Annotated in this window: 14 protein-coding genes and 15 tRNA genes; 18 read left to right on the top strand and 11 right to left on the bottom strand. The window is 41.6% G+C overall.

Features of this window, described 5'->3' with window-relative positions; translation table 11 throughout:
- Positions 1-64: 64 nt before the first annotated feature.
- From rsxA to nth, 7 genes are read left to right on the top strand one after another with little or no spacing between them, the layout of a single operon-like run.
- The gene (rsxA, locus tag GZH31_RS06120; RefSeq protein ID WP_036969494.1) at positions 65-646 is read left to right on the top strand and encodes an electron transport complex subunit RsxA; all 582 of its coding nucleotides are present in this window, start codon (positions 65-67) and stop codon (positions 644-646) included.
- A 1-nt stretch (position 647) separates the two neighbouring features.
- Positions 648-1,202, top strand: coding sequence for an electron transport complex subunit RsxB (gene rsxB, locus GZH31_RS06115; protein WP_036969496.1), 555 nt, complete (start codon positions 648-650; stop codon positions 1,200-1,202).
- Positions 1,203-1,210: 8 nt separating this feature from the next.
- Complete coding sequence (gene rsxC / locus GZH31_RS06110; protein ID WP_118844170.1) at positions 1,211-3,727, top strand: electron transport complex subunit RsxC; 2,517 nt, start codon at positions 1,211-1,213, stop codon at positions 3,725-3,727.
- Positions 3,724-4,779, top strand: coding sequence for an electron transport complex subunit RsxD (gene rsxD, locus GZH31_RS06105; protein ID WP_118844169.1), 1,056 nt, complete (start codon positions 3,724-3,726; stop codon positions 4,777-4,779). Before rsxC ends, rsxD begins: the two co-directional genes overlap by 4 nt.
- On the top strand, positions 4,779-5,414 hold the full coding sequence (gene rsxG / locus GZH31_RS06100) for an electron transport complex subunit RsxG (RefSeq protein WP_036969504.1): 636 nt from the start codon (positions 4,779-4,781) through the stop codon (positions 5,412-5,414). The genes rsxD and rsxG overlap by 1 nt, the downstream gene beginning before the upstream one ends.
- Positions 5,414-6,112 (top strand): electron transport complex subunit E, encoded by a 699-nt coding sequence (locus GZH31_RS06095; RefSeq protein ID WP_036969507.1) that lies wholly within the window; start codon positions 5,414-5,416, stop codon positions 6,110-6,112. The genes rsxG and GZH31_RS06095 overlap by 1 nt, the downstream gene beginning before the upstream one ends.
- 39 nt (positions 6,113-6,151) lie before the next feature.
- Entirely contained in the window at positions 6,152-6,784 is a 633-nt protein-coding gene (gene nth, locus GZH31_RS06090) for an endonuclease III (protein ID WP_065978838.1), read from the top strand.
- Between the two features lie 189 nt (positions 6,785-6,973).
- Here the strand turns inward: nth and GZH31_RS06085 are convergent, their stop codons facing one another.
- A complete protein-coding gene (locus tag GZH31_RS06085; protein WP_257473682.1) occupies positions 6,974-8,446 on the bottom strand; it encodes a S10 family peptidase in 1,473 nt (490 codons plus the stop codon).
- Between the two features lie 906 nt (positions 8,447-9,352).
- Here GZH31_RS06085 and GZH31_RS06080 point away from each other — a divergent pair.
- The 3 genes from GZH31_RS06080 (at position 9,353) to gloA (ending at position 12,848) form a co-directional block, all read left to right on the top strand.
- Positions 9,353-11,260 (top strand): aminotransferase class I/II-fold pyridoxal phosphate-dependent enzyme, encoded by a 1,908-nt coding sequence (locus tag GZH31_RS06080; RefSeq protein WP_065978844.1) that lies wholly within the window; start codon positions 9,353-9,355, stop codon positions 11,258-11,260.
- A gap of 117 nt (positions 11,261-11,377) precedes the next feature.
- Positions 11,378-12,409: a serine hydrolase gene (locus GZH31_RS06075; protein ID WP_036969516.1), complete on the top strand. Its 1,032-nt coding sequence runs from the start codon at positions 11,378-11,380 to the stop codon at positions 12,407-12,409.
- A 40-nt stretch (positions 12,410-12,449) separates the two neighbouring features.
- Positions 12,450-12,848 carry a lactoylglutathione lyase gene (gene gloA / locus GZH31_RS06070; protein WP_036969520.1) on the top strand — a complete coding sequence of 133 codons (399 nt, stop codon included), beginning with the start codon at positions 12,450-12,452 and terminating at the stop codon, positions 12,846-12,848.
- 21 nt (positions 12,849-12,869) lie between these two features.
- Here the strand turns inward: gloA and GZH31_RS06065 are convergent, their stop codons facing one another.
- From GZH31_RS06065 to GZH31_RS06020, 10 genes are all read right to left on the bottom strand, one after another.
- Positions 12,870-15,101 (bottom strand): ATP-binding protein, encoded by a 2,232-nt coding sequence (locus GZH31_RS06065; protein WP_118844166.1) that lies wholly within the window; start codon positions 15,099-15,101, stop codon positions 12,870-12,872.
- Positions 15,098-16,180, bottom strand: coding sequence for an extracellular solute-binding protein (locus tag GZH31_RS06060; protein WP_036969526.1), 1,083 nt, complete (start codon positions 16,178-16,180; stop codon positions 15,098-15,100). Before GZH31_RS06060 ends, GZH31_RS06065 begins: the two co-directional genes overlap by 4 nt.
- Positions 16,181-16,913: 733 nt before the next feature.
- Positions 16,914-16,989, bottom strand: a tRNA-Glu gene (locus GZH31_RS06055).
- A 182-nt stretch (positions 16,990-17,171) separates the two neighbouring features.
- Positions 17,172-17,247, bottom strand: a tRNA-Glu gene (locus GZH31_RS06050).
- Positions 17,248-17,341: 94 nt separating this feature from the next.
- Positions 17,342-17,417 (bottom strand) — tRNA-Glu (locus GZH31_RS06045).
- Between the two features lie 94 nt (positions 17,418-17,511).
- Positions 17,512-17,587, bottom strand: a tRNA-Glu gene (locus GZH31_RS06040).
- Positions 17,588-17,681: 94 nt separating this feature from the next.
- Positions 17,682-17,757: transfer RNA gene (locus tag GZH31_RS06035), tRNA-Glu, on the bottom strand.
- A gap of 94 nt (positions 17,758-17,851) precedes the next feature.
- Positions 17,852-17,927: transfer RNA gene (locus tag GZH31_RS06030), tRNA-Glu, on the bottom strand.
- A gap of 129 nt (positions 17,928-18,056) precedes the next feature.
- A tRNA-Glu gene (locus GZH31_RS06025) sits at positions 18,057-18,132 on the bottom strand.
- 38 nt (positions 18,133-18,170) lie between these two features.
- Positions 18,171-18,246, bottom strand: a tRNA-Ala gene (locus tag GZH31_RS06020).
- A 647-nt stretch (positions 18,247-18,893) separates the two neighbouring features.
- Here GZH31_RS06020 and GZH31_RS06015 point away from each other — a divergent pair.
- From GZH31_RS06015 to GZH31_RS05980, 8 genes are all read left to right on the top strand, one after another.
- A tRNA-Val gene (locus tag GZH31_RS06015) sits at positions 18,894-18,969 on the top strand.
- Between the two features lie 34 nt (positions 18,970-19,003).
- Positions 19,004-19,079, top strand: a tRNA-Val gene (locus GZH31_RS06010).
- 46 nt (positions 19,080-19,125) lie between these two features.
- Positions 19,126-19,201 (top strand) — tRNA-Val (locus tag GZH31_RS06005).
- 38 nt (positions 19,202-19,239) lie between these two features.
- Positions 19,240-19,315 (top strand) — tRNA-Val (locus GZH31_RS06000).
- Positions 19,316-19,358: 43 nt separating this feature from the next.
- Positions 19,359-19,434: transfer RNA gene (locus tag GZH31_RS05995), tRNA-Val, on the top strand.
- A gap of 35 nt (positions 19,435-19,469) precedes the next feature.
- Positions 19,470-19,545, top strand: a tRNA-Val gene (locus GZH31_RS05990).
- Positions 19,546-19,583: 38 nt separating this feature from the next.
- Positions 19,584-19,659, top strand: a tRNA-Val gene (locus GZH31_RS05985).
- A 557-nt stretch (positions 19,660-20,216) separates the two neighbouring features.
- Positions 20,217-21,851, top strand: coding sequence for a response regulator (locus tag GZH31_RS05980; RefSeq protein ID WP_036969529.1), 1,635 nt, complete (start codon positions 20,217-20,219; stop codon positions 21,849-21,851).
- Positions 21,852-21,877 lie beyond the last annotated feature (26 nt).

The raw sequence follows: 21,877 nt of genomic DNA, 5'->3' as shown, positions 1-21,877 counted from the left end.
CATGTGTTGTGTCAGCCTCCAGAAAAAAGGATAATGACGTTGTTTTTATTCTCGTGAGGCACGCATGACAGAGTATGTCTTGTTACTGATTGGTACCGTACTAGTCAACAACTTCGTTTTAGTTCAGTTTTTAGGTTTATGCCCGTTTATGGGTGTATCAGGTAAACTCGACACTGCTATTGGTATGTCTTTAGCGACAACCTTTGTGCTAACACTCGCCTCTGTTACCAGCTATCTGGTGAATCACTATATTTTGATTCCACTCGATATCGCATTTTTACGCACCATGAGCTTTATTTTGGTGATTGCTGTCGTTGTGCAATTTACTGAGATGGTTGTTAGAAAAACCAGTCCAACTTTGTATCGTTTGCTCGGTATATTCTTGCCCCTGATCACAACAAACTGTGCAGTGTTAGGTGTTGCCCTTCTTAATATCAAAGAAGACCATTCATTCTTACAATCAGCCGTGTATGGTTTTGGCGCAGCAGTTGGTTTTTCAATGGTGTTAATTCTTTTTGCCGCATTACGCGAACGTTTAGCTGTTGCAGACGTTCCTTCACCATTTAAAGGTGCATCGATTGCGATGATCACCGCAGGTCTGATGTCGATGGCCTTTATGGGTTTTACAGGATTAGTGAAGTTTTAATATGACCTTGTTTTATGCCTTAATTGCGCTAGGTTCATTAGCGCTAATATTTGGTTTGATTTTAGGATTTGCTGCCGTACGTTTTCGGGTAGAAAGCAACCCTATCGTTGATCAAATTGACACCATATTGCCACAAACTCAATGTGGACAATGTGGCTACCCTGGTTGTCGCCCTTACGCAGAGGCGATAGCGAATGGTGACGAAATAAATAAATGCCCGCCGGGCGGCGAAGCCACGGTAAAAAAACTGGCAGATTTAATGGGGGTTGAAGCAAAACCTCTTGCTGGCGGCGAACAAGCAGAGCCAGTAAAAACCGTTGCATACATTCGAGAAGACGAATGTATTGGCTGTACTAAATGTATCCAAGCCTGCCCTGTTGATGCCATTGTTGGTGCGACCCGTCAAATGCATACCGTACTCATTGACGAATGCACTGGCTGTGATTTATGTGTTGAACCTTGCCCAGTTGACTGTATTGATATGCTGCCTGTAAAAGAAACCAAACAAACTTGGAAATGGCAATTAAATGCAATCCCTGTGACTCAGGTAGATTAGGAGCGCAGATGGAAACGTTAATAGAACAAATCAAACAAGGTAAAGTCTGGCCATTCGCTGGGGGGATTCATCCACCTGGACAAAAGCAACAATCAACATCACGTGCAATTGAGCGACTAGAGCTGCCAGATAAATTAGTTGTGTCACTAAAACAACATATTGGTGCCAACGGCAAATTAATCGTAGTAAAAGGCCAATCAGTTCTTAAAGGTCAAGCGTTAACGAAACCTAGCGGTAACTGGTCAGTGCCTGTACATGCGCCTACTTCTGGTGTGATCACAGATATCTGCCCGATGCCATCTGCACACCCATCAGCGTTGCCTGAGCTCAGCGTCATTATTGAACCAGATGGCAAAGATACATGGTGTGAACTAAACCCTGTTGATGACCCTAAAGCACTCTCACATGATGAGCTAGTCGATATTATTCATCAATCAGGTATTGCAGGGATGGGGGGAGCTGGTTTTCCCACTTATGTAAAAGCAGATACGCGAAAAAGCATTGAATTTTTAATTGTAAATGCCGTTGAGTGTGAGCCATACATCACTGCAGACGACATGTTAATGCGTGAACATGCACACGGAATTATCGCCGGTATTGAGTTAATGCAGCACTTGCTCAACCCAACACTGACAATCATAGGTATTGAAGATAATAAGCCAGAAGCTATTGCAGCAATGCAACAAGCAGCAAAACATAATGAGTCTATCATTGTTCAAACTGTCCCTACTGTTTATCCTTCTGGCGGTGAAAAACAATTGATAAAATTGCTAACAGGCAAAGAAGTACCTAGCGGCAATATTCCTGCTGACATTGGTATGTTAGTGCACAATGTAGGCACCCTGTTTGCAATTAACCAAGCGGTTTATGAAGGCAAGCCATTAATTGAACGCGTGGTCACAGTGACTGGCAATACAATCCATAAACAAGGAAATGTATGGGCGTTACTTGGCACTGAAATAAAACACTTACTAGATTGCCAAGGCTTTTCACCGGTGCCACAACAACGAGTTGTCATGGGCGGCCCTATGATGGGCTTTACCTTACCAACGGTAAGAATCGGCATTGTAAAAACCACAAACTGTATTTTAGCCCCTGATCATCAAGAGCTGGCTGAACCAGGAGACGAAAAAGCCTGTATTCGTTGTAGTGCCTGTGCTGATGCCTGCCCTGCTTCGCTATTACCCCAACAGCTGCAGTGGTTTGCTAAGTCAAAAGAATACGACAAGTTAAATGAGCATAACCTATTCGATTGCATCGAATGTGGAGCCTGCGCCTATGTCTGCCCGAGTGAAATTCCACTTGTGCAATACTACCGAGTTGCTAAAGCCGAAATCAAAGAGCAACAAGCAGAACAAATAAAAGCTGAGCGCGCCAGAGAGCGCTTTGAAGCACGCAAAGAGCGTTTAGAGCGCGAGCAAGAAGAGCGACAAAACCGTCATAAACGCAAGCCCGCGACGAAGTCGAGCGATGAAAAACAAAAAGTGGCTGATGCCCTCGCCCGTGTTAAACCAAAATCTGACGATAAAGACAGTAAATCAGCTGTTGCAGCCGCTATTGCCCGTGCCAAAGCGAAAAAACAAGGCGCAGAACTGGAACCTGATAATTCTGAAGTAGCTAAAGAGCGTGCTGCACGTAAAGAGCAAGCGCGTAAGTACAAAGAGCAAAAAGCGCTAGAGCAAAGTGAAGAAACCGTCGATAAAGACGATAAGAAGTCAGCTGTTGCAGCGGCTATTGCCCGTGCTAAAGCGAAAAAAGCAGCACAAGCCACTGAAGCTGATAACGCAACCGATGCAGAGCCTGCAGCCGTTGACGATAAAAAAGCGGCCGTAGCTGCGGCGATTGCCCGTGCTAAAGCGAAAAAAGCAGCGCAAGCCACTGAAGCTGATAACGCAACCGATGCAGAGCCTGCAGCCGTTGACGATAAAAAAGCGGCCGTAGCGGCGGCGATTGCCCGTGCTAAAGCGAAAAAAGCAGCGCAAGCCACTGAAGCTGATAACGCAACCGATGCAGAGTCTGCAGCCGTTGACGATAAAAAAGCGGCTGTTGCAGCGGCGATTGCCCGTGCTAAAGCGAAAAAAGCAGCGCAAGCCACAGAAGCTGAGAACGCAACCGATGCAGAGCCTGCAGCCGTTGACGATAAAAAAGCGGCCGTAGCCGCGGCGATTGCCCGTGAAAAAGCAAAAAAATCAGCGAAAGAGCAAGCCGAAACTGAGAGCGCAACCGATGCAGAACCTGCAGCCGTTGACGATAAAAAAGCGGCCGTAGCAGCGGCAGTTGCCCGTGCAAAAGCGAAAAAAGCAGCGAAAGAGCACGCTGAGCAACAAGCAAAAAACGAAAGCGAAAGCGCAGACACCCACGGTACTGACGCTCACTCTGATGATTCAAGTACAGATGAATCTGAAGCACAGCAAATAGATAACACGCCTGAATCAAGCGAAGACAAAAAGAAAGCGGCGATTGCACGTGCAATTGCTCGCGCTAAAGCTAAAAAGTTACAACAAGAAGGAACCGATAAGTCATGAAACTAACCATGGCCAGTTCGCCGCATAATCATAGTACCAAATCATTAAGCCGTTTAATGATCACCGTGATTGCTGCGTGTATTCCAGGTTTAATAGCCCAAGTTTACTTTTTTGGCACTGCGGTATTAATTCAGCTTGTGCTCGCATTACTGACTGTCAGTGCCTGTGAAGCGGCTGTTCTGTTACTTCGTAAACGCAAAGTATGGCCAACATTAAGTGATGGTAGTGCTTGGCTTACAGCTGTGCTATTGGCGCTTAGTATCCCACCTCTTGCCCCATGGTGGATTATCGTAATTGGTTGCCTATTTGCTATTGTCATTGTTAAACAACTTTATGGCGGGCTTGGTTTTAACTTGTTTAACCCTGCAATGGCGGCATATGTATTATTGCTTGTGTCATTCCCTGTGCAAATGACAAGCTGGCTGCCAGTAAACGAACTGCTCGCAAATCCAATTAGCTTTACACAACAACTATCCGTTATTTTTAACGGCTTTACCTCTGCTGGATTTAGTGTTGATCAGCTGCGTGTTGCAATTGATGGCACAACAATGGCAACCCCTTTAGATACGGTTAAAACCGATGTGGCTCACCACCTAACAGTGTCAGAAAGTATGAGCAAACCACTGTTTAATGATTGGTTTGGACTTGGCTGGGGCTGGGTAAACTTTGGTTTCTTATTAGGTGGTTTATACTTATTAAAAGCAAAGATAATAAACTGGCATATTCCTGTCGGCTTTTTAGCATCTCTCATACTGTGCAGTGGTATTGGTTATATTGCAGCGCCAGGCACAGAGCCAGGCGTGGTATTTCATCTATTCAGTGGTGCAACCATGTTAGGTGCATTTTTTATCGCGACTGATCCTGTTTCGGCATCAACCACCAATAAGGGCCGCTTAATTTACGGAGCCTTAATTGGTTTACTTATTTACTTAATTCGTACCTTTGGTGGTTATCCAGATGCGGTGGCATTTAGTGTTTTGTTATTAAATATGGCTGTGCCGTTAATTGATTACTATACACAACCACGTACTTACGGCCATGGAGTGAAATAATGATCCTTTCCTCAATGACTAAAAATGGTGGCATCCTTACTGTTTTTGCACTGCTTACCACGGGGGCTGTTGCACTGACACATAGCCTGACGGCTGAGCGTATAAGCGAGCAAGAAAAAAAGCAACTTGCAGAGCAATTACAGCAAGTGCTTGATGCCCATCACTATGACAATCAACTATATAAAGATTGTGTGATCATTACAGATGAACGTTTAGGACCTCGTCCTGATCAGGTTATTTACCGTGCTTACAAAAATAACGAACCCTATGCTTTAGTGATGCGCCATGTCACACCTAGTGGCTACAGCGGCGATATCAACTTACTAACAGCCGTATTTGCTAATGGCGACATTGCTGGCGTGCGTGTCACAAAGCACGAAGAAACGCCCGGTCTCGGCGATAAAGTCGAAATAAAAAAATCGGATTGGATCACCCTCTTTAAAGGCCAAAATGTGCTAGGTGACGATGACACACGTTGGGCCGTTAAAAAAGATGGCGGTCAGTTTGATCAGTTTACTGGGGCAACAATTACCCCTCGAGCGGTCGTTGGCTCAGTCAAAAATGCGGTGCTGTTCGCAAAAGCTGAGTTTGATAACCTATTTGCTGCGCCAAATTCATGCCAAGGAGCACAGTAATGAGCGAAATCAAAACCTTATTTAAAGAGGGTATGTGGGCAAACAACCCCGCCCTTGTGCAATTACTGGGCTTGTGTCCTCTGCTGGCCGTAACATCAACCATTACAAATGCGTTAGGCCTTGGTTTAGCAACCTTACTGGTATTGGTTGGTTCAAACATCACTGTCTCTATTGTGCGTAACTGGGTGCCGAAAGATATACGTATTCCCGTTTTCGTGATGATCATTGCAGGGTTTGTTACCATCGTTCAGCTGCTTATGAACGCCTACACATTTGGTCTGTATCAATCATTAGGTATTTTTATTCCACTGATTGTAACCAACTGCGCAATTATTGGCCGAGCAGAGGCATTTGCCTCTAAAAATACCGTGCCTCTTTCTGCATTCGATGGCTTAATGATGGGACTTGGCTTTATGTTGGTGCTTGTTGTGCTTGGCGCTATTCGAGAATTAATAGGCCAAGGCACGCTGTTTGATGGTGCCGACTTATTACTTGGACCATGGGCAGAAGTACTGCGCATTGAAGTCTTTAGCTTTGACAATCAGTTCTTATTAGCAATTTTACCTCCTGGCGCTTTTTTAGGACTTGGATTATTGATTGCGGCAAAGAATGTGATTGATACACAAATAAAATCTAAGCAAGTTGTTACTCCAGAAGTAGAAAAAGGCCCTCGAGCCCGAGTAACGAGTTTAACTTAAAGGAGAGCACGCACCGTCACTGCGTGCTTAACACTCACCATGAATAAAGAAAAACGCTACGAGATCCTGTCTCGCCTCCGCGCAGAAAACCCTCACCCAGAAACTGAGCTTGAATACTCAAGCCCTTTCGAGTTGTTGGTTGCGGTTACCCTATCAGCTCAAGCAACGGATGTTGGTGTAAATAAAGCGACCCGTAAGCTTTTTCCTGTCGCAAACACGCCCCAAGCTATTCTTGATTTAGGTCTTGAAGGCCTGCGTGATTACATAAAAACAATTGGTTTGTTTAATTCTAAAGCCAATAATGTCTATAAAATGTGTGAAATTCTGGTCAATAAACACAACGCTGAAGTACCAGAAAACCGCGAAGCCCTTGAAGCCCTACCGGGCGTGGGTAGAAAAACGGCTAACGTTGTTTTAAATACCGCTTTTGGCTGGCCTACCATTGCCGTAGACACGCATATTTTCCGTGTTTCTAACCGCACTAAGTTTGCCATGGGTAAAGACGTCGTTGCAGTTGAGCAAAAACTAGAAAAAGTCGTACCTAAAGAATTTAAAGTCGATGTACACCACTGGTTAATACTTCATGGGCGCTACGTGTGTACTGCACGTAAACCTAAATGCGGCAGCTGTATTATCGAAGACTTGTGTGAGTTTAAAGAAAAAACAGACTAATAAAGTTTGCTTTGCTAATTTAAAAAGTGGTCGCGCTGAATGCGCGGATAATGTCGCTAATGTGTCAGTATAATCGCTAAATTGTGAGAATCTATCGGTATTGCAAACTCACCACTGCTATTTTCCATCCTGAGTTCATTCGCTAATTGTGCCAAACACAGGCTTTGACACAATTAGCTAGGCCTATTATTAAGGGTTTTGGCTCAACTGTTTTTTAATAAAGTCTCGCGTATCTTTTAAAAGCGACACTCTTGCTGGTTCGTGAATATACATCATGTGACCACCGTGATAATAGTAGTAATCAATTTTATCAGCGTTTATACCGTGTCTGCTTAAGGTGTATTCAGCATCAAAAAATGGTGTGACCATATCGTAATATCCAGAGGCAACCATAACTTTCATCTGTGGATTACTGCGAAGGGCATACGATAAATCTGGCGCAGTATTCACGTATTTTGGCTCCCAGCTTTGTCCATCAGGAGCCGTACGCCAGCGCCAATTATCAGATAATTCAGGGTCAGAGGGATTTAAGTATTTTCTTTTCCACTGTACGTTTAAATCCGTGTACATATATTTCATGAGTGCTGCTTTGTAGGCCGGTGCTATGGCTTTCGACGCATCTTGCGTAGGATCAGCGGATAGGTCGTCTCTTTCATCAAGCTTATAACGTCCATCGAGCAACCCAACGGCGACGCCCTCGTCACGCAACAACTCTTTAGCAAATCTAAACGCGTTGATGCGCAAATCAGTTCGCTCTATGTATTGTTTGCTAAGGCCTGTATAACGTTGTAATCCCTCAACAATTCGCGCTCTTTCAGCTGTGCTAAGGGTATTACCTTTAAATAATGCGGGCAGCAATTCATCAACGGCAAATTGTCGACTCGCATCAATAAACGCTTCAAAACTTCCTGATGTATCAACTTTTTTATGGTACCAAGCTGTCGCAGCTAATGTTGGTATGTAAGTAATGTAAGATATAATGTTGTCGTCTACATAAGGGCTTGAGCCTTGGTAATCCAAAGCTTGGGACACAAAAATGATGCCATTTACATTAATAAGGTGTTTGTCCATGAGCACTTTAGAAACAGCTGCCGCTCTAGTCGTACCATAGCTTTCTCCTAATAAAAATATTGGCGCATTCCAGCGATTTTCTTTCGTCAGCCACTGCGCGATAAAATCAGCAATGGCGGATGTGTCTTCATTCAACCCCCAAAAGGCTTTGCTTTCAGTTTCACCTAATGCGCGAGAGTACCCTGTGCCAACGGGATCAACAAACACCATATCAGTCACATCGAGAATCGTTTCTGGCGCTTCTTTTAATTCATAAGGAGCAGCCCCTGGATGCGCTGCGTCACTTGGCACAACAACGCGTTTAGGCCCGTAAGCGCCCATGTGTAACCAATTAGAAGACGAACCAGGGCCACCATTCCATATAAACGTAACCGGCCTGTTTTCTTTGTCGTCTGCGACAATGTAATCAAATGAAAAGACAGAGGCGGTAGGTCCTTCGTCTTTGTTCAATAAATAAGTTTCACCGGCTACAACTTTGTATTTCAGTTTTTTGCCATTAAAGGTGCCTTTGTGCTGTGTAACAAATTGAGTGGCTTCTGGTATCAGTTTCTTACTGTTGTTTGAAGCTGATACTTCCTCTGCATATGCCACGTTTATACTCAACGCGCTTAATGTAAATATGACCACTGTTTTGAAATTTTTAAAATACGCCATTCTTTACTCTCTTGGTTGTTTACTTTTATTTTTATCTTTATCGAGTGGGAGTGCTTTTGTCACTCGTTCTTTATCGCTGAGCATTTTTCAATTAGGCAGTCATCCTCCCACGAGTCAAACTTAGAAGCGTGTAAGTCCCCTCTGTTTACACTTGGCAATGATGTAAAAAGTTGCATTATCGTGTTGCTCACTCAGGGTCGCCTCTGTGGTGAATACCCTATGCCATCGGGTCCATTTCCTGTGGGCAGTTCAAATAACGTTTTGCCAGAGACTATATCAATAACAAGCACCTTATTTTTTTCATAAGCAAACAAAAACAAAGTACGATCATCAGGATGAAAAACCACACCTTTTGGTCCCGTCCCCTTCTCAAATACGATTTGATGCAATATTTCCAACGAAAAGTACACAAATCAAATAATACATCCACTTCATTTTCTGCTCCCTATTCTTAATAAGCTTAATTTTCGAATTAGGTATAATTAAGCCTCCCCCTCTAAGGAAAATATATTTTTCTGCCTTCCTAACTCAAGTGCGGCGATATAAGTTGCCTGCGTTTAGTTGTATATAATTACAGCAATCTCGCCAGAAAATAAAATATATGTGTTCAAACTCACTATTCTGTTTGCTAATACATAAAACAGTCTCCTTGCTAAGGTATTACTAGTATCGAATGATTGTGAGTGATTCCAACTTGTACTCGAATTAAAAACATTAAAAATGCACAAACTGTCATCTCAAAAGACTCGAAACTAATAGCACAATAATCAAAGTATTAATTTCACAAGCCACCATCCTTTCGTTATGCTGTTGAGTATTGTGAAAATTTTTATGAGAATTGCTATGTTACCTTTACTTCGTATCTTGTTAATTGAGCAAGACCCTGCCACTTTGCAAGAGCTGTCAACGAATCTTGCACGAACAATCCCTAATTTTGAGCGGAGTGATGTTGATATCGATATTATTGAATGTAATGAGCTCAAGCAGGCATTAACATGTGTAGAAGAAGATGGTGATATTCAAGCTGTGGTACTCAGTTGGGATGTACTGAACAATAGCGAACGAACCTATAGTCGCTTTATAGAGCAGTTAAAAGGGATCCGTCTTGAGCTGCCAGTGTATGTTATTGGCGACGATACTAAAGGGTTAGAGATCGTTAACGAGTCAGAAGAAATTGAATCTTTCTTCTTTAAAGATGAAGTAATTTCGGACCCCGAAGCAATCTTAGGTTATATGATCAACGACTTTGATGACAGATCAGAAACCCCATTTTGGACAGCCTACCGTCGTTATGTCGGCGAAGCGAATGATTCATGGCACACACCCGGGCACAGTGGTGGTTCTAGCTTTAGAAATTCTCCCTACATCAAAGATTTTTATCAGTTTTATGGCCGTAATGTATTTGTTGGCGACCTGTCGGTTTCTGTTGATTCGCTTGGTTCATTGTCAGACAGCACCAATACCATTGGCCGCTCACAAGAGTCAGCTGCTGCGACATTTGAAGTTAAGCATACTTATTTTGTCACCAACGGTTCATCCACCTCGAATAAAATTATTTTGCAAACGTTGCTGCGTAAAGGCGATAAAGTGATCATCGATCGCAATTGTCATAAATCAGTACATTATGGCATTTTGCAATCAGCTAGTTTACCCATTTATTTGTCGAGTATTTTAAACCCTAAATATGGCATCTTCGCGCCCCCCTCATTAGCAGATATTAAGCAAGCGATTGAACAGAATACTGACGCAAAACTGCTTGTTCTCACCGGTTGTACCTACGATGGCCTTCTTAGTGACTTGAAACAAGTGGTTGAGTTTGCCCATCAACATGGGATTAAAGTGTTTATCGACGAAGCGTGGTTTGCGTACTCGCTTTTTCATCCAAGTTTACGCTACTACTCTGCCATTCATGCAGGCGCTGACTATGTAACCCACTCTGCACATAAAGTCGTGTCGGCATTTTCTCAGGCGTCTTATATTCACGTAAACGATCCTGATTTCGACGCCGATTTCTTCCGCGAGATCTACAGTATTTACGCCAGTACATCACCTAAGTATCAACTTATTGCCTCGCTTGATGTGTGCCAAAAACAACTAGAGATGGAAGGCTATAAGCTACTGAATGCCTTGTTGAATCATGTCGCAGAGTTCAAGCAACAGATGGCGTCACTCAAGTATATAAAAGTGCTTGGAAAAGAAGATTTTATGGAAATTTTCCCGCATTTTAGTGGCGATAACATGGGTCACGATCCACTAAAAATTCTTATTGATATTAGCGAATTGCCTTATTCATTAAAGGATATTCATAAATTCCTATTGGATGAAATTGGCCTAGAAATAGAAAAATACACGCACAGTACAATATTGGTTTTACTGACACTTGGCGGAACGCGTTCTAAGATCATTCGTCTTTACAATGCATTAAAGAAACTAGACAGCGGAAAAGTAAAACTGGCTACATCGATGAGACGTACACGCTTACCAGAGAACTTACCAGCCATAGACTTAGCATGTATTCCAAGCGATGCGTTTTACGGCGAACGCGAGTCTGTGCCTATTAGTAAGAGTAACAACCGCATTTGTGCCGGATTAGTGACTCCTTACCCGCCTGGTATTCCACTTTTAGTGCCAGGCCAGCATATCACTGATGAGCATATAGAATATCTAAAAGAATTAGCAGGACAAGGACTGACAATTCAAGGGAGTTTTGATGGCGAGATCTATGTTCTTAAAGGTAAGGTGAAAAAGTAAAAAAGGCTATTAATACCGTCAAGTACCTTATCACTATTCAGCAATGCCACACAGTATTGCTCAATAGTAGATTAAAAACAGCCCCACACACTACAAAATAAACGAAGCGAGAATGCAATGATACAATTGAAGAACAAAAAAGCGCTCAGACTTATGCGCGTTGCAGCTCTTATTGTTACTCTCACTAGCATATACATTTTTGCCCCCTGGCAGTTTGCCATATATTACTTTCAGCCACTTCCCGCCAACATTCAAGCACAAACACAAGAGGCTATTGAACAAGGAGTTGATGGCATTATTGTGTATGTTCATAAACAAGGAAACCAACCTGAATATTTTGCACAAGGTTGGCATAATCGAGAGCAAAAAATCCCCGCTTATGCGACTGCGTTGTTTAAAATTGGGAGTATCCGTAAGCTGTATGACGCATCAGCTTTAACAAAGCTTGTGTCTGCAGGGCTGATTGATATCGATAAAACACTGGCTGATTATCTTCCATCGTTAGTTGGACGCATTCAAAACGCAGATAAAATCACCTTACGAATGATGGTACAGCACAGAAGTGGCATTCCCAATTACACAGATACTAATAACTTTGATTGGTCAATCGCCTACCCCGATCCGCTAGCTTTGGTGCTAGACACCCCTGCTGACTTTGATCCAGATACAGATTATGGTTATTCCAACACAAATTACCTGCTACTGCGAAAAATAATGTCTACTGTGCTGGGTTATGATCATAACCAATTTATTAAAGATGAAATTTTAACGCCATTGGGCCTAACGCATACGTTTTCATCAGTACATGAAATCAATTTAGTAGATTTGATGAGTGGTTATTACGTGGGTTATGAGAATGATTTTAAAGCACTCGATCAAGGCTATGTGGCGACAGCACAAGATGTAGGCGACTTTATTCTTGCTTTAAACAAAGGCACTTTTTTCAACCAACAAGAGCAAATTTTGTATGCATCACTTTATAAGTATGAACACACAGGTTGGGTATTAGGGTATTCAAGCATTGCTCGTTATTATAAAGATATCGATACAGTCGTTGTGCAGTTTATAAATACTAATGGCGATGATACTGTGATGCTAGCAGAAATAATTTATAATCGAATTATTGATATTTTAACAGCGCAGCAGTAGCTGCGTTATCAAAAATTTGTGAATTTTAAAGAGGATTTAAATGCGTTTATTACACACAATGCTTCGCGTTGCTGATTTAGACAAATCTATCGAATTTTACACGCAAGTATTAGGCATGAAAGAACTGCGTCGTGCAGATAATGAAGAATACCGTTACACACTTGCTTTTGTTGGTTACGGTGAAGAAAAAGACGCTACCGTACTCGAGCTCACCTATAACTGGGATACTGACAGCTACGACTTAGGCAATGCGTATGGCCACATTGCAATTGAGTTTGATGACATTTATAAAGCCTGCGAAGATATTAAAGCCGCAGGCGGTAATGTAAGCCGTGAGCCAGGCCCAGTAAAGGGCGGCACCACTGAAATCGCTTTTGTTAAAGACCCTGATGGTTATGCAATTGAGCTAATTCAGAAAAAAGACTACAGTCAATTTTAATTGTTTTGGCTATTTCAGTCATTAAATTGACTGAAATAGCCACTTTGCAAGCGCCCGTTCAAGCTCTGTGAAATCGATTGGCTTCGCAATGTGATCGTGTATACCTATTTCCATACTTTTTTCGATATCTTCTCTCATTGCATTCGCACTCACTGCGATAATGGGTGTATTAAACCCTTCTTGCTTCAGCAGTGTTTTACTGGCCGTTAAACCATCCATCACAGGCATTTGAATATCCATTAAAATTAACGCGTAGTTATTCATTGATGCCTTATCACAGGCTATTTGGCCATTTTCAGCAAGTTCATAGCTCAAACCTAATTGCGATAAGTATTTCGTAATAACAATTTGGTTAATTGGGTTATCTTCTGCGACTAACAACGGTGTTTTTATGCTTGAAAAGTCGACCGTTATCGCTGTGTCGAGTTGACTTGTTTTTGCTTTGCTAAGCACGTGTGAGTGGGTTTTAAAACTCACCATAATAGTAAATGTAGTGCCTTCACCAAGCTCACTTTTAAGCGTAATTTCGCCGCCCATTAAATCCACTAAGCCTTTACTTATGGCAAGCCCTAAACCTGTGCCGCCATATTCACGCATGATATTACTTTGCGCTTGTACAAAGGGGTTAAACAAAGCGGTTAATTTATCTTCTGCTATACCAATACCTGTATCAGTCACTGTAAATTCAACTGTTGTCGTGTGAGCATCTTTGTCAATGACATTAATTGATAGAGTAATTTCCCCTTCTTTTGTGAATTTAATCGCGTTTGACAGCAGGTTTATGAGCACTTGCTTAACGCGAATTTCATCACACTCGACGTTGACTGCTTTGAGTTGATTAATATTAAGTTGGCAAGCAATCCCCTTAGCATCGCAGCTGGGTTTAAATAACACAATGAGATCTTGGCATAGCGCGATTAAATTACATTCTCGCGTATCGAGTTCTATTTTATTTGCTTCAATTTTTGAAAAGTCGAGTATGTCATTAATCACTGTGAGTAACACATCGCTGCAGTTATTAATTTGTCTCACAAAATCAGCTTGTTCTGGATTTAATTGGCTTTTTTTCAACAACTGTAAGAAACCAACAATCCCATTCATTGGTGTTCTAATTTCATGGCTCATATTTGCTAAAAACTGGCTTTTAACTTGCTCAGAATGCTCCGCCCTAACCTTCTCTAGCTGTAAAGAAGTGATCTGAATATCAATTGTTTCTGCCATGCTATTAAGTGACTGAGCTATATCTTTAAACTCTTGATAATGGAAATCATCGGTTATTTTTTTGTAATTACCACATGCAAACTCCCGACTCAGTGCAGTAATACGATTAAGTGGATTATGCAAACGTTGCGTTAACCAATGAACCAAAAACAATGACACAACTGAAAGGCCTATAATTAACAAACCTCCAGCTATCGCTGTTTCCTTTACCGCATTGGTATATGCAGTTTCAGCTTCATTAATTCTAAAGTGTAATGCTGTTCGTTCATTATTAAACAGCACGTTACTAATCGACGCACTTCCTGTTAGTAACGCCGTACTTTCAACGACCCCTAAACTGTATAAAACATGATCTTGCACGGTAATTTGTACTTGTTTACCTGATTGGTAAGTAGGCTGCTCATTGTGAACAGCAAGCCACTTTAATGCTTCAGATAACGGAATGAACGACACTAATAACCCCGTTTTTCGGATTGGTTCACTTAACGAGTCTTGCTCGTGTAACAGCGTTGAAGTAATTGCTATTAATGCATTTTGTTTGGCTTCTGTTTGAAAGAGCAATTCATTCAACTGCGGCTTATTAATTACTTGAATGCTATTTTGATTGTTCGAGATCTGCACACTATCGAGAATACTTTTTGTTAGTGCGTAATTTAGCGTTAACGATGTTATTGGGTAACCTTCAACAATAAAGCCTTGATTATCTAAAACAATTGATGCAATTATTTGTGGGTTATCTGTTACAAATTGCTGTAATTGAACCAATGCAAATTGCGAATACACCACGGTATCTGGAAGCTCAGCTATCGCTTTTGTACTACTTAATAACTGACTATTTTTTTCTAATTTGAAGATCAGTTGTTCCAAGCTTGCCGCGTTATTTCTTGCCTGCCATTGTAAGCTTGTTTTAGCTTGTTCAATCGAGTTTAAATAAAAACGCCCGATCATCAAGCCTGCCAGCACCAAAAGCGGAATAATAACCAGCAATAATACACTTGCGAATAATGCTTGGCTAAACCGTGGGCTGTTCATTGCACCTCTTCATTCGCAATTGAGCGCTCTGCGAGTCCCTGCATAAATAAACCTGCTTGTTCGGCAGTCAGCGCACCACTGCCATAACGAGAAAAGCCTTTTGTTAACACTTCCCATGCAATTATCATCGCAGCCGATGATGGCATTGGTTTGGTGTGTTGCAAAGCAGCAAGCAAGGTAAGTAACGTATCATCGTTTTGCTCTAAAAGCTGCGTTAAAACTTGCGTGTTCACTGGGATATCGTGAAGTTTTTGCCAAATTAAATGCTGAAATGGTGCATGTTGCACAGCCTTTGCAAACTTAATTAAGTTGTCTTTATTAGGGCCCTGTAAACTATTATTCGGAAAAGCTAAAACAAACGTTGAGTAGTACGGCTGCATGAAGTGACCATTCAGTTTTGGTAGTGGTTGTACGGCCAACTGCTCCCCCAGTGCTTCTTTGTAAGTATTGAGGGCCCAAGCACCGTTTATAATAAATGCAGCCTGTTGGTTTTGAAATGCGGCATGTGAACAGCTGTAATCACACTCTCTGTCCACGATACCTTGCTGATTTAAATCCCATACATATCGCAGAGCTAATTGCATTGCAGATGTATTCAACAGTACTTTGTCATCAACAATCAGGTCGCCTTCAAATGCGCTTAAAAATGGAATAAACCAATACATTTCCATAAAACTCCAGGTGATTAGTTTCACCTGTTCAGGCAGCATAGGTTTTAGTTTAATAATATCCTGCCAGTCATTTATTTTTTTCTTTACGTACCGAGTGTTATAAAAAAGCAGTAGATGATTACCTTGAATAATGGGAATGCCGAGTAATTGGCCATTTACTCTTGTTGTATCTAAAGTGCGTTTATCTGTTGTTTCAGCTATTAGTGATTCGGGAATAACACTAAAATTAGCGTATTTGTTCAGACCCAGATGGTCAGCAGGAAAAATTACGGCATCGGTGGTTGTCGCACTATTGGCTTGAACAAGCCGTACTTTTAACGCTTTTTGGTCAACCAACACAGAATCAACCGTTAATTCTGTTTGCTCAGCCAGCTCACTTAACAGTTGATTGAAGTTATCATGCTTCATTGTATAGGCCAGCTTAATTGTCGTGGCATAACACGGGAACATTGCCAACAGCACTACCAACCCAAATACTCGCCACACACTCGTATCTACTTAATAAACAGAAAATTATAAATTTAGTTAAGCACACTTGTTTACAATTGCCTAGCTTAATCAGGGGTTTTCTTACATCTCAACTTTGTGATCACTAAACCAACAATTGCAAAACAAATTAACCAAATAATACCATTCCGCTTAATTAAGTGGTCTATTTTGAGGCAATAAAACCGCGTTGATAACAAGGCAAAAATTTAGTTATTTAGTTGTTCTCGGCAATTGCTCCTGCATTGCTCTACCTCCTGCATCCATGCAGTCGTAAATCAGAAATTTTTAACGCAGGTAGCGACTGGTTTAATCACTCAAAATGATTAAGTATTTTTGCGGATTGGTATAAGTATTTTTGCGGATTGGTATAAGGTCTCCACTCATACTCGTTAACGTCACACCTTTTAAAAACAATGCCTCAAATTAGACATAAATGATGTGTCGCAGGAAGCATTAGAAATAGATTAAAACGGTCTGTCGCAGTGAGAAGTAAAGATCTGTACTGTGATTTTTAAAAATATCAGAGAAAAGTCGAAATTAAATAGCGTAGATAATTGATTTTTATAAGATAAGTATGGGATGTATAAATAGGAGTTTTTGAATTGAATCTTACAGTATTCACTGTGCAATAAATGTAAATTACGCAAGTAAGTGGCGTCCCCAAGGGGATTCGAACCCCTGTTACCGCCGTGAAAGGGCGGTGTCCTAGGCCTCTAGACGATGGGGACGCAGAAATTGGTTTGCAAATCACTGATTTGCTATTTCTGCGTAAGATGAGACCGAGCCTGTTAGGCGAATGGCCTTAGCTTAAACAGAAAGTTTCTGTGTCACTAGGACAACTGAATAGTTAAACTCGATTCAGGCGAGCTGTTTAATAACACAACACCCTCTTTAACACGGTTAAAGTAAGTGGCGTCCCCAAGGGGATTCGAACCCCTGTTACCGCCGTGAAAGGGCGGTGTCCTAGGCCTCTAGACGATGGGGACACAAGAATGTGTCACTAGGACAACTGAATAGTTAAGCTCGATTCAGGCGAGCTGTTTAATAACACAACACCCTCTTTAACACGGTTAAAGTAAGTGGCGTCCCCAAGGGGATTCGAACCCCTGTTACCGCCGTGAAAGGGCGGTGTCCTAGGCCTCTAGACGATGGGGACACAAGAATGTGTCACTAGGACAACTGAATAGTTAAACTCGATTCAGGCGAGCTGTTTAATAACACAACACCCTCTTTAACACGGTTAAAGTAAGTGGCGTCCCCAAGGGGATTCGAACCCCTGTTACCGCCGTGAAAGGGCGGTGTCCTAGGCCTCTAGACGATGGGGACACAAAAATGTGTCACTAGGACAACTGAATAGTTAAACTCGATTCAGACGAGCTGTTTAATAACACAACACCCTCTTTAACATGGTTAAAGTAAGTGGCGTCCCCAAGGGGATTCGAACCCCTGTTACCGCCGTGAAAGGGCGGTGTCCTAGGCCTCTAGACGATGGGGACACAAGAATGTGTCACTAGGACAACTGAATAGTTAAGCTCGATTCAGGCGAGCTGTTTAATAACACAACACCTTCTTTAACACGGTTAAAGTAAGTGGCGTCCCCAAGGGGATTCGAACCCCTGTTACCGCCGTGAAAGGGCGGTGTCCTAGGCCTCTAGACGATGGGGACACAAAAATGTGTCACTAGGACATTAAATGATAGTTTGACTCATATCAGAGTAAGGTTGCTAAATTAACATGTAAATACTCGAGATTGACATGTTTAGCGCCTTAGTATTAGCTCACTTACATAAATAAGTGGCGTCCCCAAGGGGATTCGAACCCCTGTTACCGCCGTGAAAGGGCGGTGTCCTAGGCCTCTAGACGATGGGGACGCAGAAACTGCTACCCTAGGACAAACACTATGCAAAATTGGTGGAGCTATGCGGGATCGAACCGCAGACCTCTTCGCTGCCAGCGAAGCGCTCTCCCAGCTGAGCTATAGCCCCGACTTTGCATACACACTACCAACTAATGCTGACGTGTATCGCTGAGTGCGGGGCGCATTCTATGCAGCCCCCCAAATAAAGTCAACAGTTTTTTATCTAACTTTATTTAAATGATTTAAATTTCAACAAGCTGACTAAATAACACCCCGAGGAGAAGCTATTTTATACAATCCACTAATAAATAGCTGAATTTTACATATTAGCGTGCTGTTTAGATTTTATTGTGCCTCAATGAAAGGAGGTTTCGCTTACTAAAAGGTATACATTTATATGGAAAACGGCGATATCTTAATTTTATAACTAAATTGATCATTCTTCCCCTCCCCCACGCCCTTTTAATTAACGTTAAAAAAGAGCACTGCGTTGTACTTATTTATACAACCGACAAATGCATTTACATATAAACAAAACTAACACAGCTCATCCTCGCTAAAGTAATTGACCCCAAACAGCCTAAAAGTCAGCTTGCGTATAGAAGGAAAAGCACTGAATTGCATAATTGTTCATCAAAAAATGTAAAAAAGCCATGTCGTTGTTTATAAAAGCTGCATCTAGCACATTTTTACTCATTCAAGTGTTGACACATTTACAACTCTATCTATAATAGCGCCCCACAACAACGCAGCAATGAGTTGTTTTTTAGATATGGGTCGTTAGCTCAGTTGGGAGAGCATCGCCCTTACAAGGCGAGGGTCACTGGTTCAAGTCCAGTACGACCCACCATTATTAAATGGTGTTCATATCTAAAGTTCTTAATGGGTCGTTAGCTCAGTTGGGAGAGCATCGCCCTTACAAGGCGAGGGTCACTGGTTCAAGTCCAGTACGACCCACCATTTAAATGGTGTAAACTCAACATTAAGAATTTATTGCATGTAATATGGGTCGTTAGCTCAGTTGGGAGAGCATCGCCCTTACAAGGCGAGGGTCACTGGTTCAAGTCCAGTACGACCCACCATTATCTTTTAATGGTACTTCATATTACACAATCTAAATGGGTCGTTAGCTCAGTTGGGAGAGCATCGCCCTTACAAGGCGAGGGTCACTGGTTCAAGTCCAGTACGACCCACCATTAATCCAAGTTTAATGGTGTTCTCATTTAGATTATTCTTCGCGGGTCGTTAGCTCAGTTGGGAGAGCATCGCCCTTACAAGGCGAGGGTCACTGGTTCAAGTCCAGTACGACCCACCATTTTAAAAATGGTATCGCGAAGAAAAAGATTATTTGGGTCGTTAGCTCAGTTGGGAGAGCATCGCCCTTACAAGGCGAGGGTCACTGGTTCAAGTCCAGTACGACCCACCATTTAATCTTTACAAATTAGCCTTTCGGCAATTATATGTGGGTCGTTAGCTCAGTTGGGAGAGCATCGCCCTTACAAGGCGAGGGTCACTGGTTCAAGTCCAGTACGACCCACCACATATAAAACTCTCTTTTCATACTCCATACTTTATATTCTAAACTTTCTAAAAGCATCGCCACTCTTTACAAAGACTAAGCTCGATGATTCAAGTTCAGTACAACCCACCCCTATAAAACACTCTTTTCCATACTCCATATTAAAAATTTTCTAAAAGCATCGCCACTCTCTACAAAGACTAGGCTCGATGGTGCAAGTCCAGTACGACCCACCAGCTATAAAACACTCTTTTCTATGCTCCATATTAAAAATTTTCTAAAAGCATCGTTACTCTCTACAAAGACTCGGCTCGATGGTGCTAGTCCAGTACGACCCACCACCTGTAAAACACGTCTAGTCGTTGTGCCATTTTTGATATTCACTAATATAAATATCATCACGTTTGTAGCTGATTGTTAAGCTAATTCTTTGAGATAAAAAGGAAATAAAAAATACGACATAAGTCATGCTATAGCATGAGTCAGGTTTTTAAATTAACTGAAAACCTGTAATTTGCCTTGTCAGCAGCTAGACTGTTTATTATAGTCACTGTTAATATCACTCGATCGCAAGTCCAATGCCTGCAAAGATTTTTTCGAAAGCCAAAATTTTAATAGTTGAAGAGCAACCACTCGCTCAAAGCTACATGAAACAATCCCTCGAAGGATTAGGTTTTCGACAACTGCGCTTTGCTGACCATGCCATTTCAGCCAAAGAACAATGTCAGGACGAACAATTTGATCTCATCGTTTGCTCATTCAATTTAAGTAAGCACCAAGATGGCTACCAACTTTACGAAGAACTTAAAGTTAAACGCTTAATTAAAAACTCCACAGGGTTTATTTTCATTTCAGCCGAAACAAGCGGTTCTCTAGTTCACAGTGTGTTAGAGCTCCAGCCTGACGATTTTTTAGTAAAGCCATTTACCATTTATGAATTAAAAAGCCGTATTGAGAAAGTACTACTACGTAAGCACCACCTTTACAGTGTTTATCAGCTAATTGATGATGAAAATGACTCGAAAGCAATAAAGAAAATCGATGAATTACTACAAAATAAAAGTAATACCTACAGTGCCATTTTATTACGATTAAAAGGTGATGCCCTACTTCGTTTAAATCGAAATGAAGATGCAAAAACATTTTTTAAATCCGTACTCGATATACAAAAGTTTACGTGGGCTAAAGTCGGGTTAGTAGAGGCGCTTATTGCCAATAATGAGCATATTCTTGCTCAACGCATGTTAAAAACCATGCTACAGCGCAGTGAAACTCGCCTTGTGGCCCTTGATTTGTTAGGTCGTTTAGACATTAAACTTAATAAGTTTGATGACGCTCAACTATTTTTTAGTCAAGCTGTTGATATAGCACCAAGAAACATTGAGCGACAAAAAGCACTCAGCCATGTATCACTGTTAAATCATGACTACGAGAAAAGCTACTTAACGCAAAAAGATATCGCCAGTTATGCAAAGCACTCCATACACGATCACCCTGATATATACTTAAATGCAGCACGGGCAGGTATCGATTTTGCTCTGACAACAGATCAAACAGACCAAGTTAATCGTATTGCGAGACAAACAAATCAATATTTAAATGATTTAAAACAACAGTTTCCAAATAGTAACAATCAAACCCAAATTGATGTACTCAACGCACGTTTACATTATTTGAAAGACGAGCATAAAAAAGCAAAGGCCCTAATCGAGCAACTTGATGAGAGTGACAGTCAAATTCGTTCTGTTGATGGTGCGCTTGATAAAGCAAAGGCATTCCACGAGCTCGGTTTTCACAACAAAGCGCAAACACTCTTTAATCAAATTATAAGCCATTGTGAGCGCCATCCTTCGGTAAGTGATCCTGTGTTTCTTCGCTACATTCAACAACAGCAAACTGAACGTCGTGATATCAAAATGGGGCCGAAAGAACTCAATAACCATGCTGTTACGCAATTTAATAAAGGCCAGCTAAATATTGCGCTCGAAGCGTTTACACAGGCCTTTAGAATTATGCCTAAAAACGCCAGTATTGCATTGAATCTTTTACAATGTTTATTCGACTCTAATGCGCAAGGGCAATCATTTAACTTATTGCTAGCAAAAAAATGCTACGCTTTACTTAATGAATACACATTACACGATGAGCAAGCCACTCGCTTCGAAAAAATAAAAGCGCAAGCTGCAAAAATGAATCTTCAGCTATCTGAGTAAATGTTCTCATTATGGAGCGCCCTTTT

The organism is Pseudoalteromonas sp. JSTW, assembly GCF_013423925.1.
GTDB classification, from domain to species: domain Bacteria; phylum Pseudomonadota; class Gammaproteobacteria; order Enterobacterales; family Alteromonadaceae; genus Pseudoalteromonas; species Pseudoalteromonas lipolytica.
This window is presented reverse-complemented; position numbering and strand designations above follow the sequence as displayed.